Consider the following 21,301-nt stretch of genomic DNA (forward strand, 5'->3'; position numbering starts at 1 on the left):
ATAATTAACTCGCTACTTGAGTTTGCTGTTTTTGTTGAATCCCTTTGGCAATTTTGTAACAGTCTTCTACGTGAGCTTCGGCGACTTTCTTCATTACAATGTAGCCTAAACTTGCAGCAACAAGTTGACCACCTAGTGGAATAAATTTAGTCACCTGTTTGGTGATGACCTTGGCTACCACATTGTTGAGGGATTTTTTGACCGCGGTACGTGCCACCACCAGTCCGGAAAATTCCACCCCCCGTTTGCGCAGTTCATGCCAGTGTACTTTTTTGGTTTCCGGGTCATAGACACTGATTTGCTCCGGAGCCAAGCCAAAACGTGCATTCACTTCCGGAATGAGTTGTGACAAAATTCCAACATCGATGACCACATCCAGAAATGGAACAGGAATGATGGCTGCACCTGCAGAACAGTAAGCACGTTTTTTTACAAGTTCTAGGCATTCTGCCCGAATGATTTCCAGGTTTAATTTAGGATCGATTGCATCTGGAATTTTATCAATTTTCATCATGTAAATACCTTAAATTTCGTGTTATTTGTTCTATTCAACCATCATTAAGGTGTGAATTTCAAAGCATTTTTAAATTTAACGACCACCTAAAAGTGACATAGACAGATGCAATTGTATAGTAAATAATCTTTATGCTTTTGTAGGCATTTCATTTTTTAAAAAATATTGGGGTAATTAAGTCATGGCCATTCATGTGATTCAAAGTCAGCGTATAGACGTGCTGGTGCACGCCATGCTGACGACCGTGAATAAGCCTGCCACCACGCCCTTTCAGGTGCTGCAAACCCAACATTTTATTGTGCCGTCGCATGCAGTCGAAGCCTGGCTCACCCAGAAGCTGGCCGAGCAAAAAGGCATCAGTGCCAATACCCAGTTTCATCACCGGATTCGTGGTTTCCAGTGGTCAGCCTATCAATGGGTGCTGGTCGACCAAAAAGAACAGGTGCGTAAAGCCAATATTCCACGAATTATTATTAAGTGGCGCGTTTTTCAGGCGTTAAAAGCCTTTATCCAGAGCGAACAAAATCCTTTAGCACTCGATCATCCTTTACATTCCATCGTACAGCGGATTTATGACAGCGCTGACCGTCTGGAACAGGGCATCGAAAAACAGCTGAAAAAGCAGGGCATGCTGTATTGGGTGGCGGAACAGGTATCACGCCTGTTTAGCCATTACATGGAATATCGAGGACATTGCCAGAAAAACTGTCCACCGAATATGTGCAGCTGTTCCACAAACTGGTTACAGGTATGGGGGCAGAATAAAGAACTTCCGATTGAGGACATGTTCTTTAAAACCAATACTGACATTTCTGAATTTACCCTGAATCAGGCACGTGAACTGGAAGCCTGGCAGCGTTGGCTGTGGCAGGAAGTGTTTCATCAGGACTTTGAACAGATGCAAAGTATTGATGCTATGTTCTGGGAAATGCTGGATCATCCTGAGACCCGCAAGGCGGCATTAAAAAAATTGCCACAACAACTGGTGATTTTTACCCTGCTGGACTTGCCTCCAATGCAACTGGAGTTTTTACGCCGTTTGGGGCAGTACCTGGATATTTATATTCTGCATTACAACCCTTCGCAGGAATATTGGGCTGACAGTGTCGATCCGAACTGGAAAGCACGTTATGACCTACGGGTCAAAGAGCGCTTTATTGCGAAAAACCCCAAAGCCAGTGATGCCGATATTGAACAATTCTTTCAGGAATTTACCCTAAATTTCAATGCAGAACAGCGTGAGTCACGACATCCTTTATTGACCCGTTTTGGCAAGCAGGCGCGGGACCATTTCTCCTTGTTGTCGAATTTATCTTCGGGGGAAGATGGGGTTTGGGCAGATGCCTTTATTGATGAATATAAAGCGAATTTACTCGGTAAAATCCAGTCTGATATTTTGTATCTGGTCGAGCCAGAGCAGCATCAATACGTGCTGGATGAACAGGATGATTCCATTCAGATTCACGTCTGTCATTCCAGTTTGCGACAGCTGGAAGTGTTAAAAGAACAGCTGATTCACTGGCTGGCACAGGGCACGAAAGAAGCACCACGACGTCCGAGTGATATTTTGGTGCTCAGCCCAAGCTTAAGCGAGCTGGAACCGCTGATCCGCAGTGTATTTGCTCCGCCACCCAGCGAACGTGACCTGAGCCAGCAAAAGGCGGGCAGTAGTCATCAACTGTCCAAAGACAGTGTATATCTGCCCATTCAAATTGCCGGTGTAACCCAGCTGGATGCCTTGAATGCCTGGCGCGCGGTGTTGGGCCGGATTGAGCTGATTCAGGGACGTTTTAGCATTGAAGACTTTGCCGACTGGCTGAGTTTAAGTGCGACCCAGCAGCGTTACAGTCTGGACGTCAATGCCATTGAACGCATTACGGAATTGCTGATTGCTGCCGGTTTTAAACGCGGACTGGATGCCGAGCATTTAAAGCGTAGCCTGTGCGAAGGCGATGAAGACTATCGTTTCAGTTTTAAATTTGCGCTCGACCGTTTGGCCTTGGGGATTGCCATTCCTGAACATCGCCTGTTTCAAGGCACCTTAAGTTTTGCCCAGGTCTTGCCGAGTGATTTTGAACTGATTGGCAAACTAATCCAGATTTATCAGGATCTTGATGCACGCCGTGACTGGATGATTGCCCACGAACAAGGCAAAAATGTACCGGTTGAACAGTGGCTTAAATGTCTGATGCAAGATATTGCCGAGTTTGAAGAAACGGGCATCGAGTCATTATCAACCGTGTATAAAATCATCAAAAAACAAGAACGCATGCTGACGCTGGCGAGTTTCTATGATGAGCAGGATCATCATGCCTTGCGCAGTTTAAGTTTGCCTTTGCCTTATCTGTTGACAGAAATTAACAACACGCTGGAAATGCAGCTGGATCATGCCGAACCGACCGGGCAGATTACCTTTAGTCAGATCGGGCAGATCCGTCCTGTGCCGTATAAGCTGATTGTGATGCTGGGACTGGACAGCGGCAAGTTTCCAAATCGTAGCCAGCATTTGCCTTTTGACTTGATGGATCTGCTCAAGCCGCAGCTTGGCGACCGTTCCCGTCTGGAAGATGATCAGGGGGCATTTTTAGATCATCTGCTGTTGGCACAGGATAATTTATGGCTGTTTTATAACGGCTTCGATATCAATGATGGTGAAGTGCGTGATCCATCGACCGTGTTGCAGGAACTGGTGCAACATCTGGCTTTTATTGTGCAGAGCACGCAGCCCGATACAGAAGCGGATGCCACTGTAGAGATCAGTGGCGTAGAAGTGCCTGAGCAACTGCGCTCACTCTATCATGTGCATCCCTTATTGCCTTTTGATCCACTGGGCTTTGAATCGGCTCGACCGGTGCGTTATCAGGATCAGTGGTTCTGTGTGGCGGGACAGATTCGTCACGCCACCGGACAGCGTGCGTCTTGGGTGAATACGCCGTATCAACATTTGCAGCAAGATGTGCAGGTATTGGATAGTCATCAATGGATTCAGGATGTCACGTTCCCGGCGCGGCTTTATTTAAAAACTTTAGGGGTGGAAAATCTACGTCCTGAAGATTTGCCTGCCGTGCAGGAACCCTTGTTGCTGGATGGTTTGGGGCGTTATGCTGTGCGTCAATTCCTGCAAAAACAGGACGGGGCAGTACAGCCTGAATTATTGATGGATCAGTTGCCAATTGGCAAACTGCAACAAAGCAGCTGGCAAATGAGCGTGGTCGAACAGCAACGTTTAAAAGACCGCTTGCTGAAATATGCTCCTGAAGTGACGGCAACCACGCAGCAGGTGTGGAAGGTGAATGATCATGTGTATATGAATATTCACCTGCCGAAAAATGGCGCAGAAAAATGGGTCAGTCTGGATGCTTCAAGTGCACGTGCCAAGCGTCGTGCCAAAGTCTGGCTGGAATATCTGCTCTGGCTGGCTTATCTGAATCTGGGTGATGGCGGCGAAAGACTGGCGCGAATCGTCGTGTTCAGTGACCGAACCATTTTATGTCACGGGGTCAGTTCCAATAAAGCACGCGAATGGCTGGATCACTGGCTGGCGGCCTGGAAATATGGGCAAAGCCAGCCTCTAGTCTTGCCTGCGGCATTACTGCTTAAAATTGCTGAGAAAGACAAACAGCATAACTGGCAAGCCAATGAACAGAACCAGATGTGCATTGATGATATGGATGTAATCTATAAAGACTGGCATGAAGATGGCAGGTTTAGCGGTTTTTCTGTGGCGGATAATGAAGCCACCCAAATGCACCGCGACTGGCAGTTTATTTTACAGGAACAGGATGCCACCGCTTTGCTGGAAGATGCCTGTGCGCAGTTCTCTTATCAACTGTATCAGCCGGTATTTTGGCATCAACAAGTGATTGAGGAATAACCATTCATGAATCATCCTCAAAGCTTGAACAAGATTTCGTTTCAGCCAATTGTCGACATGCAATTCCAAGGGTTACACTGGATTGAGGCTTCGGCCGGCACAGGCAAGACCTTTACCCTGTCCAGTCTGATGGTGCGGATTTTTCTTGGGCCTTATCTGCCTAATCAGGTAATTGCTACCACCTTTACCCGTGCAGCGGCTGCAGAATTAAAAAACCGGATTCGGGCACGTTTGGTGGAAACCTTGCGTTATTTTGACCGTTGCCAAACCCTGACCGAGACTGAAATTCAGGCCAAAATCTCGGCGGAATCTGATCCCTTATTTCAAAAAGTGCTACAGGATTATGCCACGCGCGTTGATTTTGCCCGTGAACGTTTAAAACTGGTGATTGATCAGTTGGATGAACTGTTTGTCGGAACGCTGGACAGTTTTAGCCAAAAGCTGCTGCGCGAGTTCTCCTTTGAAAGTGGCAAGATTGAACGCGCCGATATTACCGATGATGCTAAAAGTTATACTCATCAACTGATTCACGATGTGCTGCGTGAATGGATTCAGTCCCAGCCGCAAAATGTGGTCGATTATCTGCTGCTTAATCAAAAGTTAAAATCGCAGGAAGCCTACGTTCCGGTGGTAGAAAATACCCTGAATTTTGCCTCGGCCCAGTTTCAGGAAGTCAAAGCGCCCGAGCTGGATTTAAACCAGTTTGAACAGTTGGTGGATGAGTTTATTCAGCTGGATTTAAGCCTGATTGAGAGTTTGAGTGAATATTATTCGGCAGATGGGCAATATCATTCAGTCATTGGTAAAAAATGGCGCACTGATGCCTTGATGCAGCACACCTTGTGTGAAGATTTGCCAGCGTTTATTCAGGCTCTATCGGAACAGCGCAGCTATGCTTTATTTGCCCCGCATTTTGAGAAGACCCTGAAAAATCTCACTGAACTGGCGACCAAAAAAGTTCTGAATAAATGTGCTGAAGATGTACTGAATCAGTTTAATCAGCATGTCCTGATTCAATCACTGAAACATTTTTGTGAGGCTCTATCCAAACTCAGTCTGGATTTGGATCTGCTGGATGCTTATTTAAAATTTTACTTAAGTCGCGAAGTCAAAAAACGCTTGCCACAAGTGCTGCAGCAGAAAAGTGAAACCACTTTTTCCCAGCAAATTCGAACCCTTTCGGAAGCCTTGCAAGGCGAACAGGGATTGCGTTTTGCCAAGTTTGTGCAGGCACGTTATCCTCTGATTTTGGTGGATGAATTTCAGGACACCAACCAGGATCAGGACAATATGCTGGCGCGGATTTGGCGTGATCAGAAGCGCTATATGCAGGGCTGCATGATTATGGTCGGTGACCCGAAACAGGCGATTTATGGCTTTCGCGGTGGCGATATGCTGACCTATAACAAAGCTCGTGCCGATGTGCTTTCCAAACAGGGACGGCAATACAGCCTGCGCCATAATCACCGTTCGGTTAAAGTGCTAGTACAAGCGGTGGATGCCCTGTTTCAGCGACAGATGGACTTTGGTGAAGAGGTGATTTATAGCCCGGTGGAAGCCGGCTTGCGTCCCCATCCAGCACTCATTGATGCAGAGGGTGAAAATCATCAACCGCTGCGCTGGCTGTTGCTGAATGATAAAAAGGACGAGCCGATTCAGGTGGCCTGGAAAATTCGCGATTTACTCAATCAGGGTATTGAAGAAAAACTCTATCTGGCCGAGAAAACCGGTCCTAAATATCTGATTGAAAATGACATCGCGATTTTATCGAAAAACCATGATGGTCTGGATAAAGCCCAATATGAATTGGAGCGCCTAGGCATTCGGGTCAATCGTCCATCAAAACGCAGTGTGTTTGATCATGTGGTGGCCAAAGATGTCGGTGCTGTGCTCAGCGCGATTATGCATCCTTATGATGAAGGAAAAATCAAACGGGCTTTGCTCAGCCGTTTATTGGGCTTTAATTTACAGCAATTGATGCAGCTGGAAGCCCAAGCAGATGGCTTAAGCCAGTTTATTTACGATTTCGATTGCATTCGTGAAATGTGGCTGCAAAAAGGCTTTTTAACCGCATGGCAATATTGTCTGAATTTATTTCAGGTCTGGAAAAATCTGGTAGCGACCCAAAGTCGGGATAATGAGCGTAGCGTGGTGAATTTGCGCCATTTGACCGAGTTGCTGAGTCAGCACAGTGAACAATATCAGGGCGCACAAAAGCTGTATCACTGGTATCTGAAACAGCTGCAATCTCCGGCAGAACGCGAGTGGGAACTGGAACGCAAACTGTCGAATGAGGCAGGTGTGCAACTGATGACCATCCACCAGTCCAAAGGGCTGGAGTTTAAAATTGTATTTTTGCTGGGGGCTGATAAAGATTTTAGGGAAATGAACAAAACCCTGAATTTTTCGACAGTCGAGCATGTGCATCCGGTGACCGGGAAAGTGGATATTCAGCGTGTGGTTGCGGTGAATGACAAGCATTTGCTCGATCAAAACGCAATTGATCAGCACAATGCCCGTGCCGTGGCAGAGCAGCACCGGCTTTGGTATGTGGCCCTGACCCGGGCCAGCCATCGGGTTTATGCTATGTTGCAGGATCAGGAAGGCAAGTCCAGTCATGGTTTGGCTTTCTGGCGTGGGCAAGACTTTGCGCATCCTGCCAGTGCTGACGAAGCATTGCTTAATGAAAGACCGGTGAAGTTGCAGGCCAAACATCAATCTGAACCTTTGCCTTTACAGGCTTTGGAGTTTCCTGCACAGCGGTTTTATCCACGTTCCAAAACCAGTTTCAGTGCCTTGGCACAGCATTTAAGCCGTAAACAGGCTATGGATGCCTTGGCGGTAAATACCGAACAAATGCCAAGTGCTGCAGATGAAATCCATCTACTTGAGCCGATTGAAACGGTGACCAATCAACCGCTGTCCTGGATCAAACGCAATTTTCCGATGGGCACGGTAGCAGGAACCTTTCTGCATGAAATTTTTGAACATATTGATTTTAAAGATCAGCAAGACTGGCCGCTGGAAATTCGCCGCCGGTTTAAAAATGACTATCCAAGTTTATGGTTAGAACTTATTGCAAAATATGAACAGGAGTTTCAGCCAGCAGATGAAGAACAGCTGATTGGCTGGATGGGTGAATGGCTAGCAGAGGTGTTAATGACACCGTTACATCAGGATTTTCAGCTGAATCAACTGGCTGAACATGAATATCTGGCTGAATTTCCGTTTTATTTGTCCTTGTCCGATCATGTCTTGGCTATTCAGCGTATTCATCAGCTCTATGCAGAACACGGCATCGACATGCTGGATTTTAACCCGGCCAATTCTGCACGCTATCTCACCGGATCCATCGATTTGGTGTATTTTGATGGCCAGCGCTATCACATCGCCGATTATAAAAGTAACTTTTTAGGCACAGATCAATCGCATTATCTGGATGGGGAAATTCAGCAGAGTATGTCGCAGGCTAGCTATTGGTTGCAGGCCGGTTTATATCTGGTCGCATTGCATCGCTATTTAACGGTACAGCTGCAAGACTATGACATTGAGAAACATTTGGGCGGCGCAAGTTATCTGTATTTGCGCGGCATGAACGGGCAGGCGGAACAGGGCTTTTATCACTGGAAGCCGGAGGCCGAATTTATACTGCGGCTTGATGCTATTTTGGGCTGTTTTGCTGAAGATAAAAGCAGCAAAATTGCCTGATTTGTCAAATTTAATGGCTTGTAAACAATAGATTAAGTTGTGGATAACTTTGAGGATAACTGTGTGGAAAATAAACAATATAAAGATGATCAAAGCGCTGAATGGATCAGCACTTGGAGTCGGTTTATTCGCCAGAAGCCGTTTAGTTATGCGCCACAGGACGAAAATAGTAGCGACATTATTCAACAGGTTCTGGAAGCAGTTCAACAAGGCGACAGTTGTATTTCTGCAACTCAGGCACAAGCCGATACACTGAATGATTTAGTGGTTTCGGTAGATCACATTCAAGAACAGCTTGCGCCCTTTGTTTTCGATCAGCAGTATTTATATTTGTATCGCTATTGGGCATTGGAACAGTCCTTGGCATTGCAGGTAGCACGTTTAAAACAGCAACACATTGAAGCTGTTGATCTTTCCGCTTATCCAGATTTACTCACCGACCTATATCAACGACAAGCTTTAAGCATGGTGGCGACGCATGTACTGAATATCATTACCGGCGGACCAGGAACCGGAAAAACCTATACCTTGGCCCGCATTATTGCCGTGCTGAATCAGGCCATGCCCAATATTCGTATTGCCATGGCAGCACCGACCGGTAAGGCTGCACAGCGCATGAAAGAGGCGCTGCAAAACTCACTGAATGATGAAAAACTGCAAGACTTGGTCACCGATGAACTTAAACAGCTGCATCCCATTACTATTCACCGTTTATTGGGGTTAGGAACGAACTATCAGCCACGTTTTCATGCCAAGCAGCCTTTGCCTTATGACGTGATTGTGGTGGATGAAGCCTCCATGCTGGACTTGAGTTTGGCCAATATGTTGTTGTCGGCAGTGCCGGATCAGGCCCGCTTAATTTTACTGGGCGATGCGGATCAGTTGGCTGCGGTAGATGTAGGATCAGTACTGGCGGATCTACAACAAGTTCCCGCTTTGGCAGAGAGTCGGGTCAACCTCGTTACCAGTCGCCGTTTTAAAGAGGGTGCATTGATTGGGCAAATGGCCAAATTTATTCAGGCACAAGAAGTCCCTCAAAATAGTGGTGCATTATTAGAAAATTTTGCCCAGCAAGTGGTTGCTCCGGGTGAAATCAAGGCGCTGTCACTGCAAGCTGAAATGGACGATCAAATTCAACTGGAATATCTTCCTGCTCATCTGTCCAGGCAATTTGACCGGACAGCCTATTACGACAAACTGATGTTGGGCTATCAAGCCTATATTGAAGTGCTAAAAAGTTATTTAACCGCCGATGAGCCTGAGCTTTGGGTACCTCAGGTGGTCAAGACTTTTGATGATTACCGAATTTTGGCCGCTATTCGGCATGGCGCATTTGGTTTAAACCAACTGAATCAGCAAATTGAACAGCGCTTACTGGAGGTTTTAGCTCTACATATGAGCAAGCAAGGTGATTGGTATGTTGGTCGTCCGGTCATGATGACCTATAACGATTACCAGTTGGGCTTGTCGAACGGGGATATCGGGATCTGTTTTAAGCGTAGCCGTGATGGACAGTCGCAATTTGAAGTTTATTTTCCGAGTCTGGAAAAATGGGTGCCCGCTACCCGCTTGCCGAAAAGTATTGAAACTGCATTTGTACTGACCATTCATAAATCACAAGGTTCGGAATTTACCCATACCGCAGTGGTATTGGATGAGGCTGCGAAAAATTTACTCAGTAAAGAATTGCTGTATACCGCAATTACCCGTGCCAAGAAAGTGGTGAGTGTGTTGGCCGATCAAGAGGCCTTAGTACAAGCATTAACCATCAAAACCAGCAGAAAAAGCGGGATGTTAGATAAAATTAACAGTTTGATAAATTGTTAAATATAAATAAATAATACAGGTTTTTGTACGAAATTGCTTACATCAATTCGAGAAATTGCCGCATAGAGCTTTAGGAATGTTTTTGAGATGATGGCTGCACATAAAAAGCTCAACACGGAAGGTTGGGTAAAATCGCCATACCATAATAATAATGTCGAAAGGCAGCGAACTTACACTGAAGTAAGGATAAAGAGGAAACTTACAGCCGCTAAGCCTTGTAGTTTTGGGAGAGACTACAGGGCTTTTTTATGTGCAAAAGATACCAATACTTAAAAATATTGTCACAATCTGACATTATTAGTTAAACCTGCTTAAGAACAGATATTCAACGGAGTTATAGAGCTATATTTGTATATAATTAATATTAAATTGAATTAAATAATTGATTTTTATTGATATATTTATTTTTTTGTTTACATGAGCAATAAAAAAACATTAACGAATGTACGAAAAAACTTACAAGGAGATACGAAAAAGTCGACTTCTTTACACAAGGATTTATGGCAAAATTTGCCACATAGGGAAGTAAAAGTTAACACAGGGAATGTTAATAATAATAAGCGCTAGAAAGCGTAAATTAATATAATAAATAAAATAATAATAAATAAAATAATAATAATTAAAATATAAGAAACTACAGCGCAAAGAAGTCCAAGCCTAGCTTGGGCTTTTTTTTATCTTGAATGAATGAGGCTAAAATAAAAATACGCATTTTTTAATCGGGAAAAACCATGTTGTTTCAGTCTTTTTCAGGAGAAAATTTGACTGGCAAGCTATAAATTCAAAGTTGAATGGACAAAATAAAAAATGAAGCCTTTTCAATGAATTGATATAAAAAGATGAAAAGCAGTTTCTCTTTTTGCAATCCCCTGGATTTTCCCTTAAAATAACGCACTTGCTGTAGTGATGCACGGCAGTCAATTGAGAAATCAATTGATTTCTATCAAATGTAATTTTTAAGCATCTCGGAGAAATCGAATGGCTTTAACAAACGCAGATCGCGCAGAGATCGTTGCTAAATTTGCTCGCGCTGAAAACGACACTGGTTCACCTGAAGTTCAAGTAGCTCTTTTAACTGCCCAAATCAATGATTTGCAAGGTCACTTTAAAGAACACAAACACGACCATCATAGCCGTCGCGGTCTTATCCGTATGGTTAACCAACGTCGTAAGCTTCTTGACTACCTTAAAGGTAAAGATGCTACTCGTTACAGCGCTTTGATCGCTGCTTTAGGTTTACGTCGTTAATTCGATTAAACTTATTTTTTCGGACTATTGCATGTTGAATGCCGTATTACTGAAAATTAAAGTATACCTGGCCTTGGTTAGGTAATGGGGAAGGGGCGATTGTTTCGCTCCTTCTTTGTGTTTAAAAATAGTGTATTCATACATTTTTATTCTCTAGTGAGGTCGGCTTCTAAGCTTTGTCATTTATGCAGTTGATGTGAATGCCAAACCTTAGGGGTCTCCACTAGAATAACTGTTCAAAAGAACTAGGAAAGAAAAATACATGTCAATGTTTAATATTGTTCGTAAAGAATTCCAATACGGCCAGCACAATGTTGTACTTGAAACAGGTCGCGTTGCACGTCAAGCAAATACCGTGGTAATTACTATGGGCGGCGTAACGGTACTTGTTGCTGTTGTTGCTCAACCAAAAGCAAAAGCTGGTCAGGATTTCTTCCCACTGACGGTTAACTATCAAGAAAAACAATATGCTGCAGGTCGTATTCCTGGTGGTTACGGTAAACGTGAAGGCCGTGCTTCTGAAGCTGAAACTTTAATTTCACGCTTAATTGACCGCCCAATTCGTCCGTTGTTCCCGGAAGGTTACTTCAACGAAATTCAAGTGACTGCAACCGTTATTTCTTCTGACAAAACTATGGAAGCCGACATTGCTGCAATGCTTGGTACTTCTGCAGCACTTGCCATTGCCGGTACGCCTTTCCGCGGTCCAATCGGTGGTGCGCGTGTTGGTTTAATCAACGGAGAATACGTTCTTAACCCGAACAATGAACAGTTAAAAGAAAGTGATCTTGATCTTGTTGTTGCAGGTACTGAATCTGCAGTGCTTATGGTTGAGTCTGAAGCAAAAGAACTTTCAGAAGACCAAATGCTGGGTGCTGTACTTTTCGGTCATGATGAAATGCAAATTGCCATTCAGGCAATCAAAGAATTCGCAGCTGCTGCTGGTGCAACAGAGTCTACTTGGACTGCTCCAGAGAAAAACGAAGACCTTCGTGCTAAATTGAAAGAAGCGTTCGAAGCAAAAATTTCTGAAGCATATACCATTGCAGTTAAGCATGACCGTTATGACGCGCTTGACGCGCTTCAAGCTGAAGCGGTTGCTCAATTCGTTCCAGAAAATGACGAAACTGGCATTGCTGACGACTTAAACGAATTATTTGAAGATCTTAAATACCGTACAGTACGTGACAACATCTTGTCTGGTAAACCACGTATTGACGGTCGTGATACAAAAACTGTTCGTGCGCTTGACGTACAGGTTGGCGTTCTAGACCGTGCTCACGGTTCTGCATTGTTCACCCGTGGTGAAACTCAGGCGTTGGTAACAACAACTTTGGGTAACACTCGTGATGCGTTGATGGTTGATACCCTTGCAGGTACTAAAACTGACAACTTCATGTTGCACTACAACTTCCCCGCATATTCAGTAGGTGAAACTGGTCGTGAATCTGGTCCTAAACGTCGTGAAATCGGTCATGGTCGTCTGGCGCGTCGTGGTGTTCAAGCTGTACTTCCACCAGCTGACCGCTTCCCGTATGTGATCCGTATTGTATCTGACATCACTGAATCTAACGGTTCATCTTCAATGGCTTCTGTATGTGGTGCTTCATTATCACTTATGGATGCAGGTGTTCCACTTAAAGCACCTGTTGCCGGTATTGCAATGGGTCTAGTAAAAGAAGGCGAGCGTTTCGCAGTTCTTTCTGACATCTTGGGTGATGAAGACCACCTTGGCGACATGGACTTTAAAGTAGCAGGTTCTGCCAACGGTATTACTGCACTTCAAATGGACATCAAGATTGAAGGTATCACTGAAGAAATCATGGAAGTTGCATTGAACCAGGCGTATGCAGGTCGTATGCACATCCTAAATGCAATGAACCAGGTGATTTCACGTGCTCGTCCAGAAATTTCTATGCACGCGCCGACATTCCAGGTGATCAACATTAACCCTGACAAGATCCGTGACGTGATTGGTAAGGGTGGTGCGACCATTCGTGCGATTACTGAAGAAACCAAAGCTGCAATTGACATTGAAGACAACGGTACAGTTCGCGTATTCGGTGAAACTAAAGCTGCTGCGATGGCTGCTGTTGCAAAAATCCAGGCGCTTACTGCTGAAATCGAACCAGGTACAATTTACACTGGTAAAGTGATTCGTATCGTAGAGTTCGGTGCGTTTGTAAACATCCTTCCTGGTACTGATGGCTTACTTCACATCTCTCAAATTTCGAACGAACGCATTGCCAACGTTTCAGACGTATTGTCTGAAGGTCAGGAAATCAAGGTTCAAGTTGCTGATGTCGACAACCGTGGTCGTATCAAATTAACTATGAAAGACATTGAACAAGCTTAATTGTTTGTACTTCACATGAGTTAGCTCATGTGAATGAAAATATATAAAAAGCCTTGAGCTTCGTCAAAGGAATAACTTTGAGTCGCTCAGGGCTTTTTTATGGGCACAAATAAAATTCGATTTAAAATGTGCAAATCCAGTTGTATGTTATTGCTTAACGCTTTCGCGCAGCTCATAATTTTATGCCATAGCGCGGTTGAATTATTGAAATTTCCATCAATCCAACAATAAGAAAGTACCCTAGAGAATTGTTTACATGCAGGTTTATTATTTCTACCAACATCCTACTGAACAGCATTTTTTTGTACAGAAAACTCCAAATACTCAAGCCGAATCCCTCTTTGTATGGATCGATTGTACTCGTGAAGATGTAGTGAATCGTGCGGATGAGTGGCAAAAAGAAATCTATCAATATACCCAGCTGATTTTAAATGAGTTTCATGTGAAAGATGTTTTAAATCTGGAGCATCCTTGTACCTTCGATACCATGGAAGATTATGACCTGCTGATTTTTCGTAAACTGATTACACCGGATGATGATATAAAAACCGGCGCACAAGCGCTGGAACAGCATGAAAAGATGTTTGGTTTAGCCACCACACCGATTAGCTTTATCATGACGCCTCAGGTGCTGATTACAGTACGTGAACAGGGCAACAGGGCGGTTGAGAATTATATTTCACGAATTGAAATGAATTTTACCCGCTCTGTGCAAGATCAAAACAAATCACGTAAAGTTTCTACCACACCTTTAGATTTAACTTTACGCTTGTTAAATAGCATTATCGATGGCTATTTAGATTTGCGAGTACCCCTGACCCGTCGGGTAGAGTTTTGGCAGCAAGAATTACTACAAGGCCATCGTAGATTTAGCAAATGGAATCAGTTATTCCAAGAAAGCATGTCGTTTCAGCAAGTGGAGAATCTCTGCGAAGAACAGATTGATGCCTTACAGGAACTGCGGGATGAAATTGTAGATAATTACCCACATTTAAAAGGTAAGAAAAAGTCTGAACGGCAAGATATTATGCTGGTGCGGATGGATGATCTGGTCAGCCATGTGGGCCGAATTCAAAAGCATATGGTTCGTCTTCGTGCATCCATTCAGGCTGCTATCGATTTGCATTTTTCTGCAATTGCTAACCAGACCAATGAAAATATGCGGATTCTGGCCATTATCACTGCAATTTTTGCTCCTCTGACTTTATTGACCGGGATTTATGGAATGAACTTTGAATTTATTCCAGGATTAAAATCTCCAACCGGGTTCTGGAGCATGCTGATAGTGATGCTGATCACCACGGCACTCTTGGTTTATTATTTTTATCGTCGCCATCTGGTGGGCCGCGGGGAAAAGAGCGTCATTGATTTGTTGGCTCAACAGCACCAAGATCAGCACGTAAACCTGTTCTGGTTTTTAAACTATGAGCCGATTAAGCAATCGGTCAAAGAAACCATGAAAGAAGTTGAAAAACTGACCAAGTTAAAATAATGGGTCAGTTTTTATCAATACCTGCTATGTTTGATGCACAATACGGCATCGTCCAATCCAACCCAAAAATGATCTTGGCCATTTTTTGCCTGCTAAAAGATCAGCTTACTTGAGCATTCTGGGACAGAATTTTATAAATTTCATCTTTCATTTTCAGCTTTTTGCGCTTTAATGAATCAATATCGTCATTGATTAGATTAACCGGATTAAGCTCAAGCTGAGTGATCTCCTTATCCAGATCCTGATGGCCCTCAAATATTTTCGCGAAATGAGGATCGTCATGTCGTAGTTTATGGATGAGTTCCTGATGTTCAGGAAACATTCTTTTCACTTTTTTATTGCATTCTTTGGTTTTCATAAGCCTAGATTATTCTCCAGCGTTGAATTTCAGAACAAAATAACCACCACGTACCTAGTCTATAAACGGTACGAGGGAGGCAGAAAAGTACCTTTAAGCATTTTTTACATTGAAGTGTTTCACCTGTTTACGTAATTGTTGCACTTCATCAATTAAGTCGAGCATCATTGCCACCGCAGAAAAGCTGGCATCAAAGTCGCGCTGCAAACGGTAGGCCCGACGTGCACGAGAAACATCGTCACCAAAAAATTGATGAATTCTTTCTTCTGGACGCGTGTCTAAAATATCGTATTCAAGTAGCTGTAAAACCCATTCAGGACTTTGTCCACAGGCATCAGCAAAATGCTTTAAATCAAAACTGTAATGCTCATCAATGACATCTGCAGGGTTAAATTCATCAGATATAATTTCACGATAATGAATAGTAGTCATGATGTTCTCCTTAAGCATTGCGAGGCTTAAACGTTGCAAAAGCTTCGGAAAAAGCTTGATAAGCCTGCTGTTCATGTTCAGTTTGCGCAGTTGGATAGACAATATTTAAAACAAGATAAAGATGACCTGGCACTTTGCTCGGAATCCCTTTGTCCTTGAGTCGTAGCTGTTGACCGGTTTTGGCATTTTTAGGTACGTTGACCTGAATTTTTTTACCCTCGGGCGTAGATATTTCTATGCTTTGGCTTAATGCTGCTTCCCAGGGGGTGATATTCACATTGTAATAAATATCGGCACCTTCAACCCGAATCCGCGCAGTATCTTTATAGTGAATTTCAATATACAAATCCCCATTTTTACCGCCATTGATGCCACTTTGACCTTGGCCGCTCAGGCGAATGTGTTGACCTTCTTTCATGCCTTTGGGGATTTTGACCTGTAAGGTTTTGCGCTGAACTTCAGGCTCTCCATAAGCATTTAAGGTAGGAATCTGCAAGGTAATATGCTGTGTTGCACCGTGATAAGCAATTTCAGGATCAATTTCTATACTGGCATGCTGATCTTCTCCTTGATAACTGCGTTGTTGCTGTCTTTGCTGATTTTGGTATTGATAGTTACCGCCACCAAAACCCGCGCCAAAGCGTCCAAAAAGATCTTCAAAACCGCTAAAACTGGAATGTTGCTGATTAAATCCCTGGTTATAAAAGTGGGCATGGTCAAAACCGCCGGTTCCTGTTTGTGCCCCGGATTGATAAAAAGCTTCAGGATGATCCAGCTGAAAATCATATTCAGCTTTTTTCTCTTCATTGCTTAAGGTGTCATAGGCAACGTTAATGGTTTGCATCTTTTCTTCAGCATCGCTCTCTTTGCTAACATCAGGATGATATTTTCGAGCCAGTTTTCGGTAGGCTTTCTTTATTTGATCCTGTGTGGCATTGCGACTAATGCCAAGAACTTCGTAATGATTTTTAGGCATAAATAAGAAGCTAGAACTGATTATGTTTTAATCATTATTATGCCTTTCATAAATCTGCAACAGTGTAGATCTGTACCTTATTGTTTCAAATCATGACAAAAAAAAGGCCCCTTAACAGGAGCCTTCGCAAATCATTAATAAGATCAATATTTAATCCAGGTCACGCTACGGCCAATTACCGATACACCGACATAACCGCGCAGGTTTAAGTGCTTGCCACTGGCACTGAGACGTGCTTTGCCTTTGTAGACTTTGCCACCAATCGGGTCAAGCACGCGGCCATGATTAAATTCACGTGGGTTATCCGGATTTTGTTTAAAACCCCAAATAAAAGGCAGGCCAAGAAATGGTTTATTTTTCAGGTTACCCGGACAGTTCGAACAGATCCCCATTTTTTCTGTGCCTGGTACATTACGGGTCGCAACGATGACTCCTTCATAAGTACCATCCGGCTTCTTGCTAATTTGAACATCGGCACGCGAATAACCGGTTCGATCGTCAATTGTTTTCCATTTGCCGACCAAAGGATCATTATCGTTTTCTGCAAAACTTAATGAAGATAGGGTTGCCAATAGTAATCCTGTCACAACGCCTTTATACAAATTCTTCATTAATTCCCCCTGTTGAAATGAATGTCTTATGTTTTTAGAGTAAAACATCTAATTTATAACGATAAGTATCTATAAAATCAAATGATTAAAATGCTAAATAATTCACATAAAAAATTGATTGTGTTGTGTGGTTTATTTTTTAATTTCTTTTTGATTAAAAAACACTCTAACGGGATATTAAAAATTTAAATTTTTATTCAATTAATATTTTACCTAAATGCTCAATACGGTTTTTTATGAAGAAAAATTATTATTCTTATAGGTTTTAATAATGGAATTTATCTTTTGATATATCTAAGTCAATAATAAAAAATAATTTATTGCTTATTTATAGAGGTAAGGGTTGAACTGGATTTTAAGGTTATAAATGGAGGATGCACAAGTTTTTAACAGGATGGAGATAAAAACTTGTGCTGAATGAAAAGCATGTTAATCCACTCTAATCCAGGATACGGTCCGGCCGAGTAGATTAGTGCCAATAAAGCCACGTAAGGTCAGGACATTGCCTCGGGTATTAAGACGTCCTTTACCTTGATAGACATGACCGGAAAGGGGATCAAGTACCTGACCATCAATAAATTCATCTGTCTTTTTAGGATTTTGCTTAAAGCCTGAAAAGATAGGTAAGCCAATTAGAGGGGCATTTTTGAGTGTACCTTTGCATTTTTCGCAATGTTCAATGGGGGTACGGTTTGGAATGGCATGGACTTGGATAATTGTTCCCAGATACCCTCCATTTTCTTTCTTGGTGATGAGAACGTCAGCACGCGCATAGCCTGTTTTATCATCAATCGCTTTCCATGTTCCCACTAAATCACGGGTTTTTGCATGAATAAAAGGACAAGTCAGCAGTAATAATATACTGAGTATTATTTTTGTGTTCATGTGGTCAATATTTCCAATTATTAATTTATTTTTATGCATTAAAAATAAAGCATTATTTGAGATTGTTTTGCTTTATTTTGAAATGAAATTCTACGCTAAAATATTTAAAATACAAGTGTAAAAAAATGAGGTAAAAAAGGATAAGAAAATAATGGATTTTATTTTTAATTTTTTGCGAAGATAAAAAAGGACAGCGATTATAGCTGTCCTGATGTTGTTCACTTGAATAAAATCAACTGAGGTGTTTACCAAATAAACCAAAAGCTTCTTCAGCAGTAAAAGTGTAGCGGGTGCTGCAGAACTGGCAATCCATGGTAATCGGGTTCTGAAACTCTAGCGTTTCACGTACCGCTTCTACACCAATTTGAATCAAGGCATTGGCACAACGCTCTTTAGAGCAGGTACAACCAAAGCTTAATTGTTCCACTTCTGGTAAACGCACATCTTCTTCATTATATAAACGGTAAAGAATTTCAGTCGGTTCCAGATCTGTGAGCTCTTCCGCTTTTAATGTTTCAGTTAGCATGGTTAGGCGTGGCCAAAGGTCTTCATCCACACGTTGCTGTTCTTCTTCACTATTACGTGGCAAGAGTTGAATCAGCAGCCCGCCAGAGCGTTCAGCATTGCTGGCCAAAACAATTTTTGTTGGAATTTGTGCAGATAAATCATAATACTGCATTAAACAACCGGCCAAAGTTTCGTGTTCTAGGGCAATAATACCCTGATAGCGTTCGCCAAATTCAGGCTCAATATTAATAAACAGTATCGGATTGACTAGGGCATTAAATACCGTGCTGCTGTTTTCTGCCTGAAAAAAGCGTGGATCTTCTTCATAATCCGCTGATGCACGTAGCTGACCTAAATGGTTGCATTCCGCCATTGCCCATTTGAATGTGCCAGCTGCTTGAATTTGCAGGCTGATGCGGCCTTTAATTTTTAGGGTACTGGCTAACAAGGCGGTAGCGCTGAGCATTTCCCCCAAAAGAATTTGAATGGCTTGCGGATAATCACGTTGCGCGAGAATGGTTTGCAAAACGCTTTCAAGATGCACCACTTCACCACGAATCGGGCAATTTTCAATATAAAAGCGTTGACGTAATTCAGACATAAATTTCTCCAATAGCCCGTGTTAATGGTGTCTATATTGTAAAACACAAGCTAGTTACTATCATCTCTTGTGACATCAATACGCTGATGTGCTAAGCCTCGTTGTAAATTGACGCCAGTGGGTTCCTGACGAATTTGAGCATCACTTTCAAATAAGTGTTCCAGTTCTGCCAGTGCATTACGATGGGTTTCATAAATCTTCTGTTCATCAGTATAAACCCGTTGTTGTTGAAGCAGTAATTTCTCATCGTAATCACGGAACAGTTCAATACTCTTATAGGCATCTTGTTCGCTAATCTCTAACTCACGTAAAGCGCGATAAGCCATGCCCAGCGATGACAAATAGGTTTCACGCCAGATATGTTCGACACCTAAGTCGCGCAGTAAATGCACATGATGACGGTCTCGGGCACGAACCAAAAGTTTCAGCTGGGGATAGTTTAAGCGAATATGGCGTGCCACATTCATGGAGTCTTCAATATCATCAATTGCCAGGACAAAAACCTTGGCGTATTCAATGCCCGCGGAACGTAAAATATCGGGTTGTGTGGCATCACCATAGTATACCGTACCGCCATAGTTTCGCACGAAATCGACTTTTTCCAGATTGCTGTCAATGGCGGTAAAAGACTGGTGCTGTAAATGGGCAATACGGGCAATGATCTGGCCAAAACGGCCAAAGCCGGCAATGATCATCGGGTTATGGATGTCTGGAATTTCATCATAAACAGGCGTTTTTTCTTTATCTATTAAAGGAATAATCCAGCGGCTGATCAACCAGTAAAACATCGGGGTGAGCACCATGGAAAGGGTCACAATCAGGGTCAAAGGTTCAAGCATGGCTTGAGTCAGAACTTTTTCACTCGTCGCGACTTTTAGCACCACAAAGGCAAATTCACCGCCTTGGGCCAGACAGGTCGCAAGTAGTAAGCTGTTGCGCCATGAATAGTTTAAATAGCGGGCAATTGCCGTCAGGGTGATACTTTTGACCAGCATTAAAATGAGTGCACCGCCAATAATCAGCCAGGGCATATCTACCAGCAGTGACAATTGTGTGGTCATGCCCACCGTCATGAAGAATAAGCCCAGCAGCAGTCCCTTAAACGGTGCAATACTGGCTTCGAGTTCATGACGGAATTCAGAGTCGGCAAGCAATACCCCAGTCAAGAAAGCGCCCAGGGTGGTACTGATGCCGAGCACATCCATCAGGGCCACTACACCCAACACAATAAACAAGCCGACTGCGGTAATCAGTTCATGCGCGCCACTTTTGGCTACAAAGCGGAAAAAAGGACGCATCATATAGCGGCTAAACAGGAACAAACCGCTAAAGGTCGCGATGATCGCGGCAAAGTAGGCCACCCCATGATGGGTCGATTCAGTGCCAGCCAGTAAGGGAATAATCGCCAGCAGGGGAATGGCCGCAATATCCTGAAACAGTAAAATAGAAAAAGATTGTTGCCCGAAGGTGGTGTTGAGCTGCTGCTTTTCTGAAAGCAGCTGTAACACAAAGGCGGTAGAAGATAGCGCCAGCGCCATACCAATCACAAAACTGGCGGCCAGGTTCTGCTGCAAGGTAAAAAAAGTCACGACTGCCAGAATAACGCCGGTAATGCCGACTTGTAAGCTGCCCATGAGGAAGATGGATTTGCGCATTTCCCAAAGGCGCTGCGGACGCAGTTCCAGACCAATAATGAACATGAGCAAGATGACGCCAAATTCCGCCAGTTCCTGAATCGCTTCCGGGTCACTGGCAATATTCAATACGCTGGGACCGAGCAGAATACCTGTAAACAAATAGCCGAGTACGGTGGCAATGCCAAAACGCTTGGCAAGTGGAACCAGAAGTAGTGAAGTTCCCAGAAAAATCGTAATTTGTAACAGTAGCGACATCAGCTCGTCCTGGAATTTAT

At 43.3% G+C, this 21,301-nt stretch carries 14 protein-coding genes; 6 read left to right on the forward strand and 8 right to left on the reverse strand.

Translation table 11 applies throughout. From position 1 onward, the window contains the following. Positions 1–4 precede the first annotated feature (4 nt). Positions 5–511 (reverse strand): hypothetical protein, encoded by a 507-nt coding sequence (locus ACE01R_RS06205; protein WP_395549815.1) that lies wholly within the window; start codon positions 509–511, stop codon positions 5–7. A gap of 184 nt (positions 512–695) precedes the next feature. On the opposite strand from ACE01R_RS06205, the gene ACE01R_RS06210 reads away from it, so the two are divergent. From ACE01R_RS06210 to ACE01R_RS06235, 6 genes are all read left to right on the forward strand, one after another. Then, entirely contained in the window at positions 696–4,388 is a 3,693-nt protein-coding gene (locus tag ACE01R_RS06210) for an exodeoxyribonuclease V subunit gamma (protein ID WP_395549728.1), read from the forward strand. A gap of 6 nt (positions 4,389–4,394) precedes the next feature. Then, positions 4,395–8,096, forward strand: coding sequence for a UvrD-helicase domain-containing protein (locus ACE01R_RS06215; protein WP_395549733.1), 3,702 nt, complete (start codon positions 4,395–4,397; stop codon positions 8,094–8,096). A gap of 63 nt (positions 8,097–8,159) precedes the next feature. Further along, positions 8,160–9,923, forward strand: coding sequence for an exodeoxyribonuclease V subunit alpha (recD, locus tag ACE01R_RS06220; RefSeq protein ID WP_395549735.1), 1,764 nt, complete (start codon positions 8,160–8,162; stop codon positions 9,921–9,923). Positions 9,924–10,901: 978 nt separating this feature from the next. Further along, positions 10,902–11,171, forward strand: a complete 270-nt coding sequence (gene rpsO, locus ACE01R_RS06225) for a 30S ribosomal protein S15 (protein WP_005007057.1) — start codon at positions 10,902–10,904, stop codon at positions 11,169–11,171. A gap of 268 nt (positions 11,172–11,439) precedes the next feature. Next, complete coding sequence (gene pnp, locus ACE01R_RS06230) at positions 11,440–13,527, forward strand: polyribonucleotide nucleotidyltransferase (protein ID WP_395549817.1); 2,088 nt, start codon at positions 11,440–11,442, stop codon at positions 13,525–13,527. 256 nt (positions 13,528–13,783) lie between these two features. Beyond that, positions 13,784–15,019, forward strand: a complete 1,236-nt coding sequence (locus ACE01R_RS06235) for a magnesium transporter CorA family protein (RefSeq protein ID WP_395549736.1) — start codon at positions 13,784–13,786, stop codon at positions 15,017–15,019. A gap of 100 nt (positions 15,020–15,119) precedes the next feature. Here ACE01R_RS06235 and ACE01R_RS06240 read toward each other — a convergent pair whose 3' ends face one another. From ACE01R_RS06240 to ACE01R_RS06270, 7 genes are all read right to left on the reverse strand, one after another. Next, positions 15,120–15,377, reverse strand: a complete 258-nt coding sequence (locus ACE01R_RS06240; protein WP_395549737.1) for a YdcH family protein — start codon at positions 15,375–15,377, stop codon at positions 15,120–15,122. 93 nt (positions 15,378–15,470) lie between these two features. Then, complete coding sequence (locus ACE01R_RS06245; RefSeq protein WP_395549739.1) at positions 15,471–15,809, reverse strand: chaperone modulator CbpM; 339 nt, start codon at positions 15,807–15,809, stop codon at positions 15,471–15,473. 10 nt (positions 15,810–15,819) lie between these two features. After that, positions 15,820–16,785, reverse strand: a complete 966-nt coding sequence (locus tag ACE01R_RS06250) for a DnaJ C-terminal domain-containing protein (RefSeq protein WP_395549741.1) — start codon at positions 16,783–16,785, stop codon at positions 15,820–15,822. A 143-nt stretch (positions 16,786–16,928) separates the two neighbouring features. Beyond that, positions 16,929–17,396, reverse strand: coding sequence for a DUF2147 domain-containing protein (locus ACE01R_RS06255; protein WP_395549743.1), 468 nt, complete (start codon positions 17,394–17,396; stop codon positions 16,929–16,931). A gap of 429 nt (positions 17,397–17,825) precedes the next feature. Continuing rightward, complete coding sequence (locus tag ACE01R_RS06260) at positions 17,826–18,281, reverse strand: DUF2147 domain-containing protein (protein ID WP_395549744.1); 456 nt, start codon at positions 18,279–18,281, stop codon at positions 17,826–17,828. Between the two features lie 232 nt (positions 18,282–18,513). Continuing rightward, positions 18,514–19,389, reverse strand: coding sequence for an Hsp33 family molecular chaperone HslO (locus ACE01R_RS06265; protein WP_395549745.1), 876 nt, complete (start codon positions 19,387–19,389; stop codon positions 18,514–18,516). A 50-nt stretch (positions 19,390–19,439) separates the two neighbouring features. Continuing rightward, the gene (locus ACE01R_RS06270) at positions 19,440–21,281 is read right to left on the reverse strand and encodes a monovalent cation:proton antiporter-2 (CPA2) family protein (protein WP_395549746.1); all 1,842 of its coding nucleotides are present in this window, start codon (positions 21,279–21,281) and stop codon (positions 19,440–19,442) included. Positions 21,282–21,301: the final 20 nt, after the last annotated feature.

This window comes from Acinetobacter sp. BSP-28 (genome assembly GCF_044130285.1).
In the GTDB taxonomy this organism is placed as follows: Bacteria; Pseudomonadota; Gammaproteobacteria; order Pseudomonadales; family Moraxellaceae; genus Acinetobacter.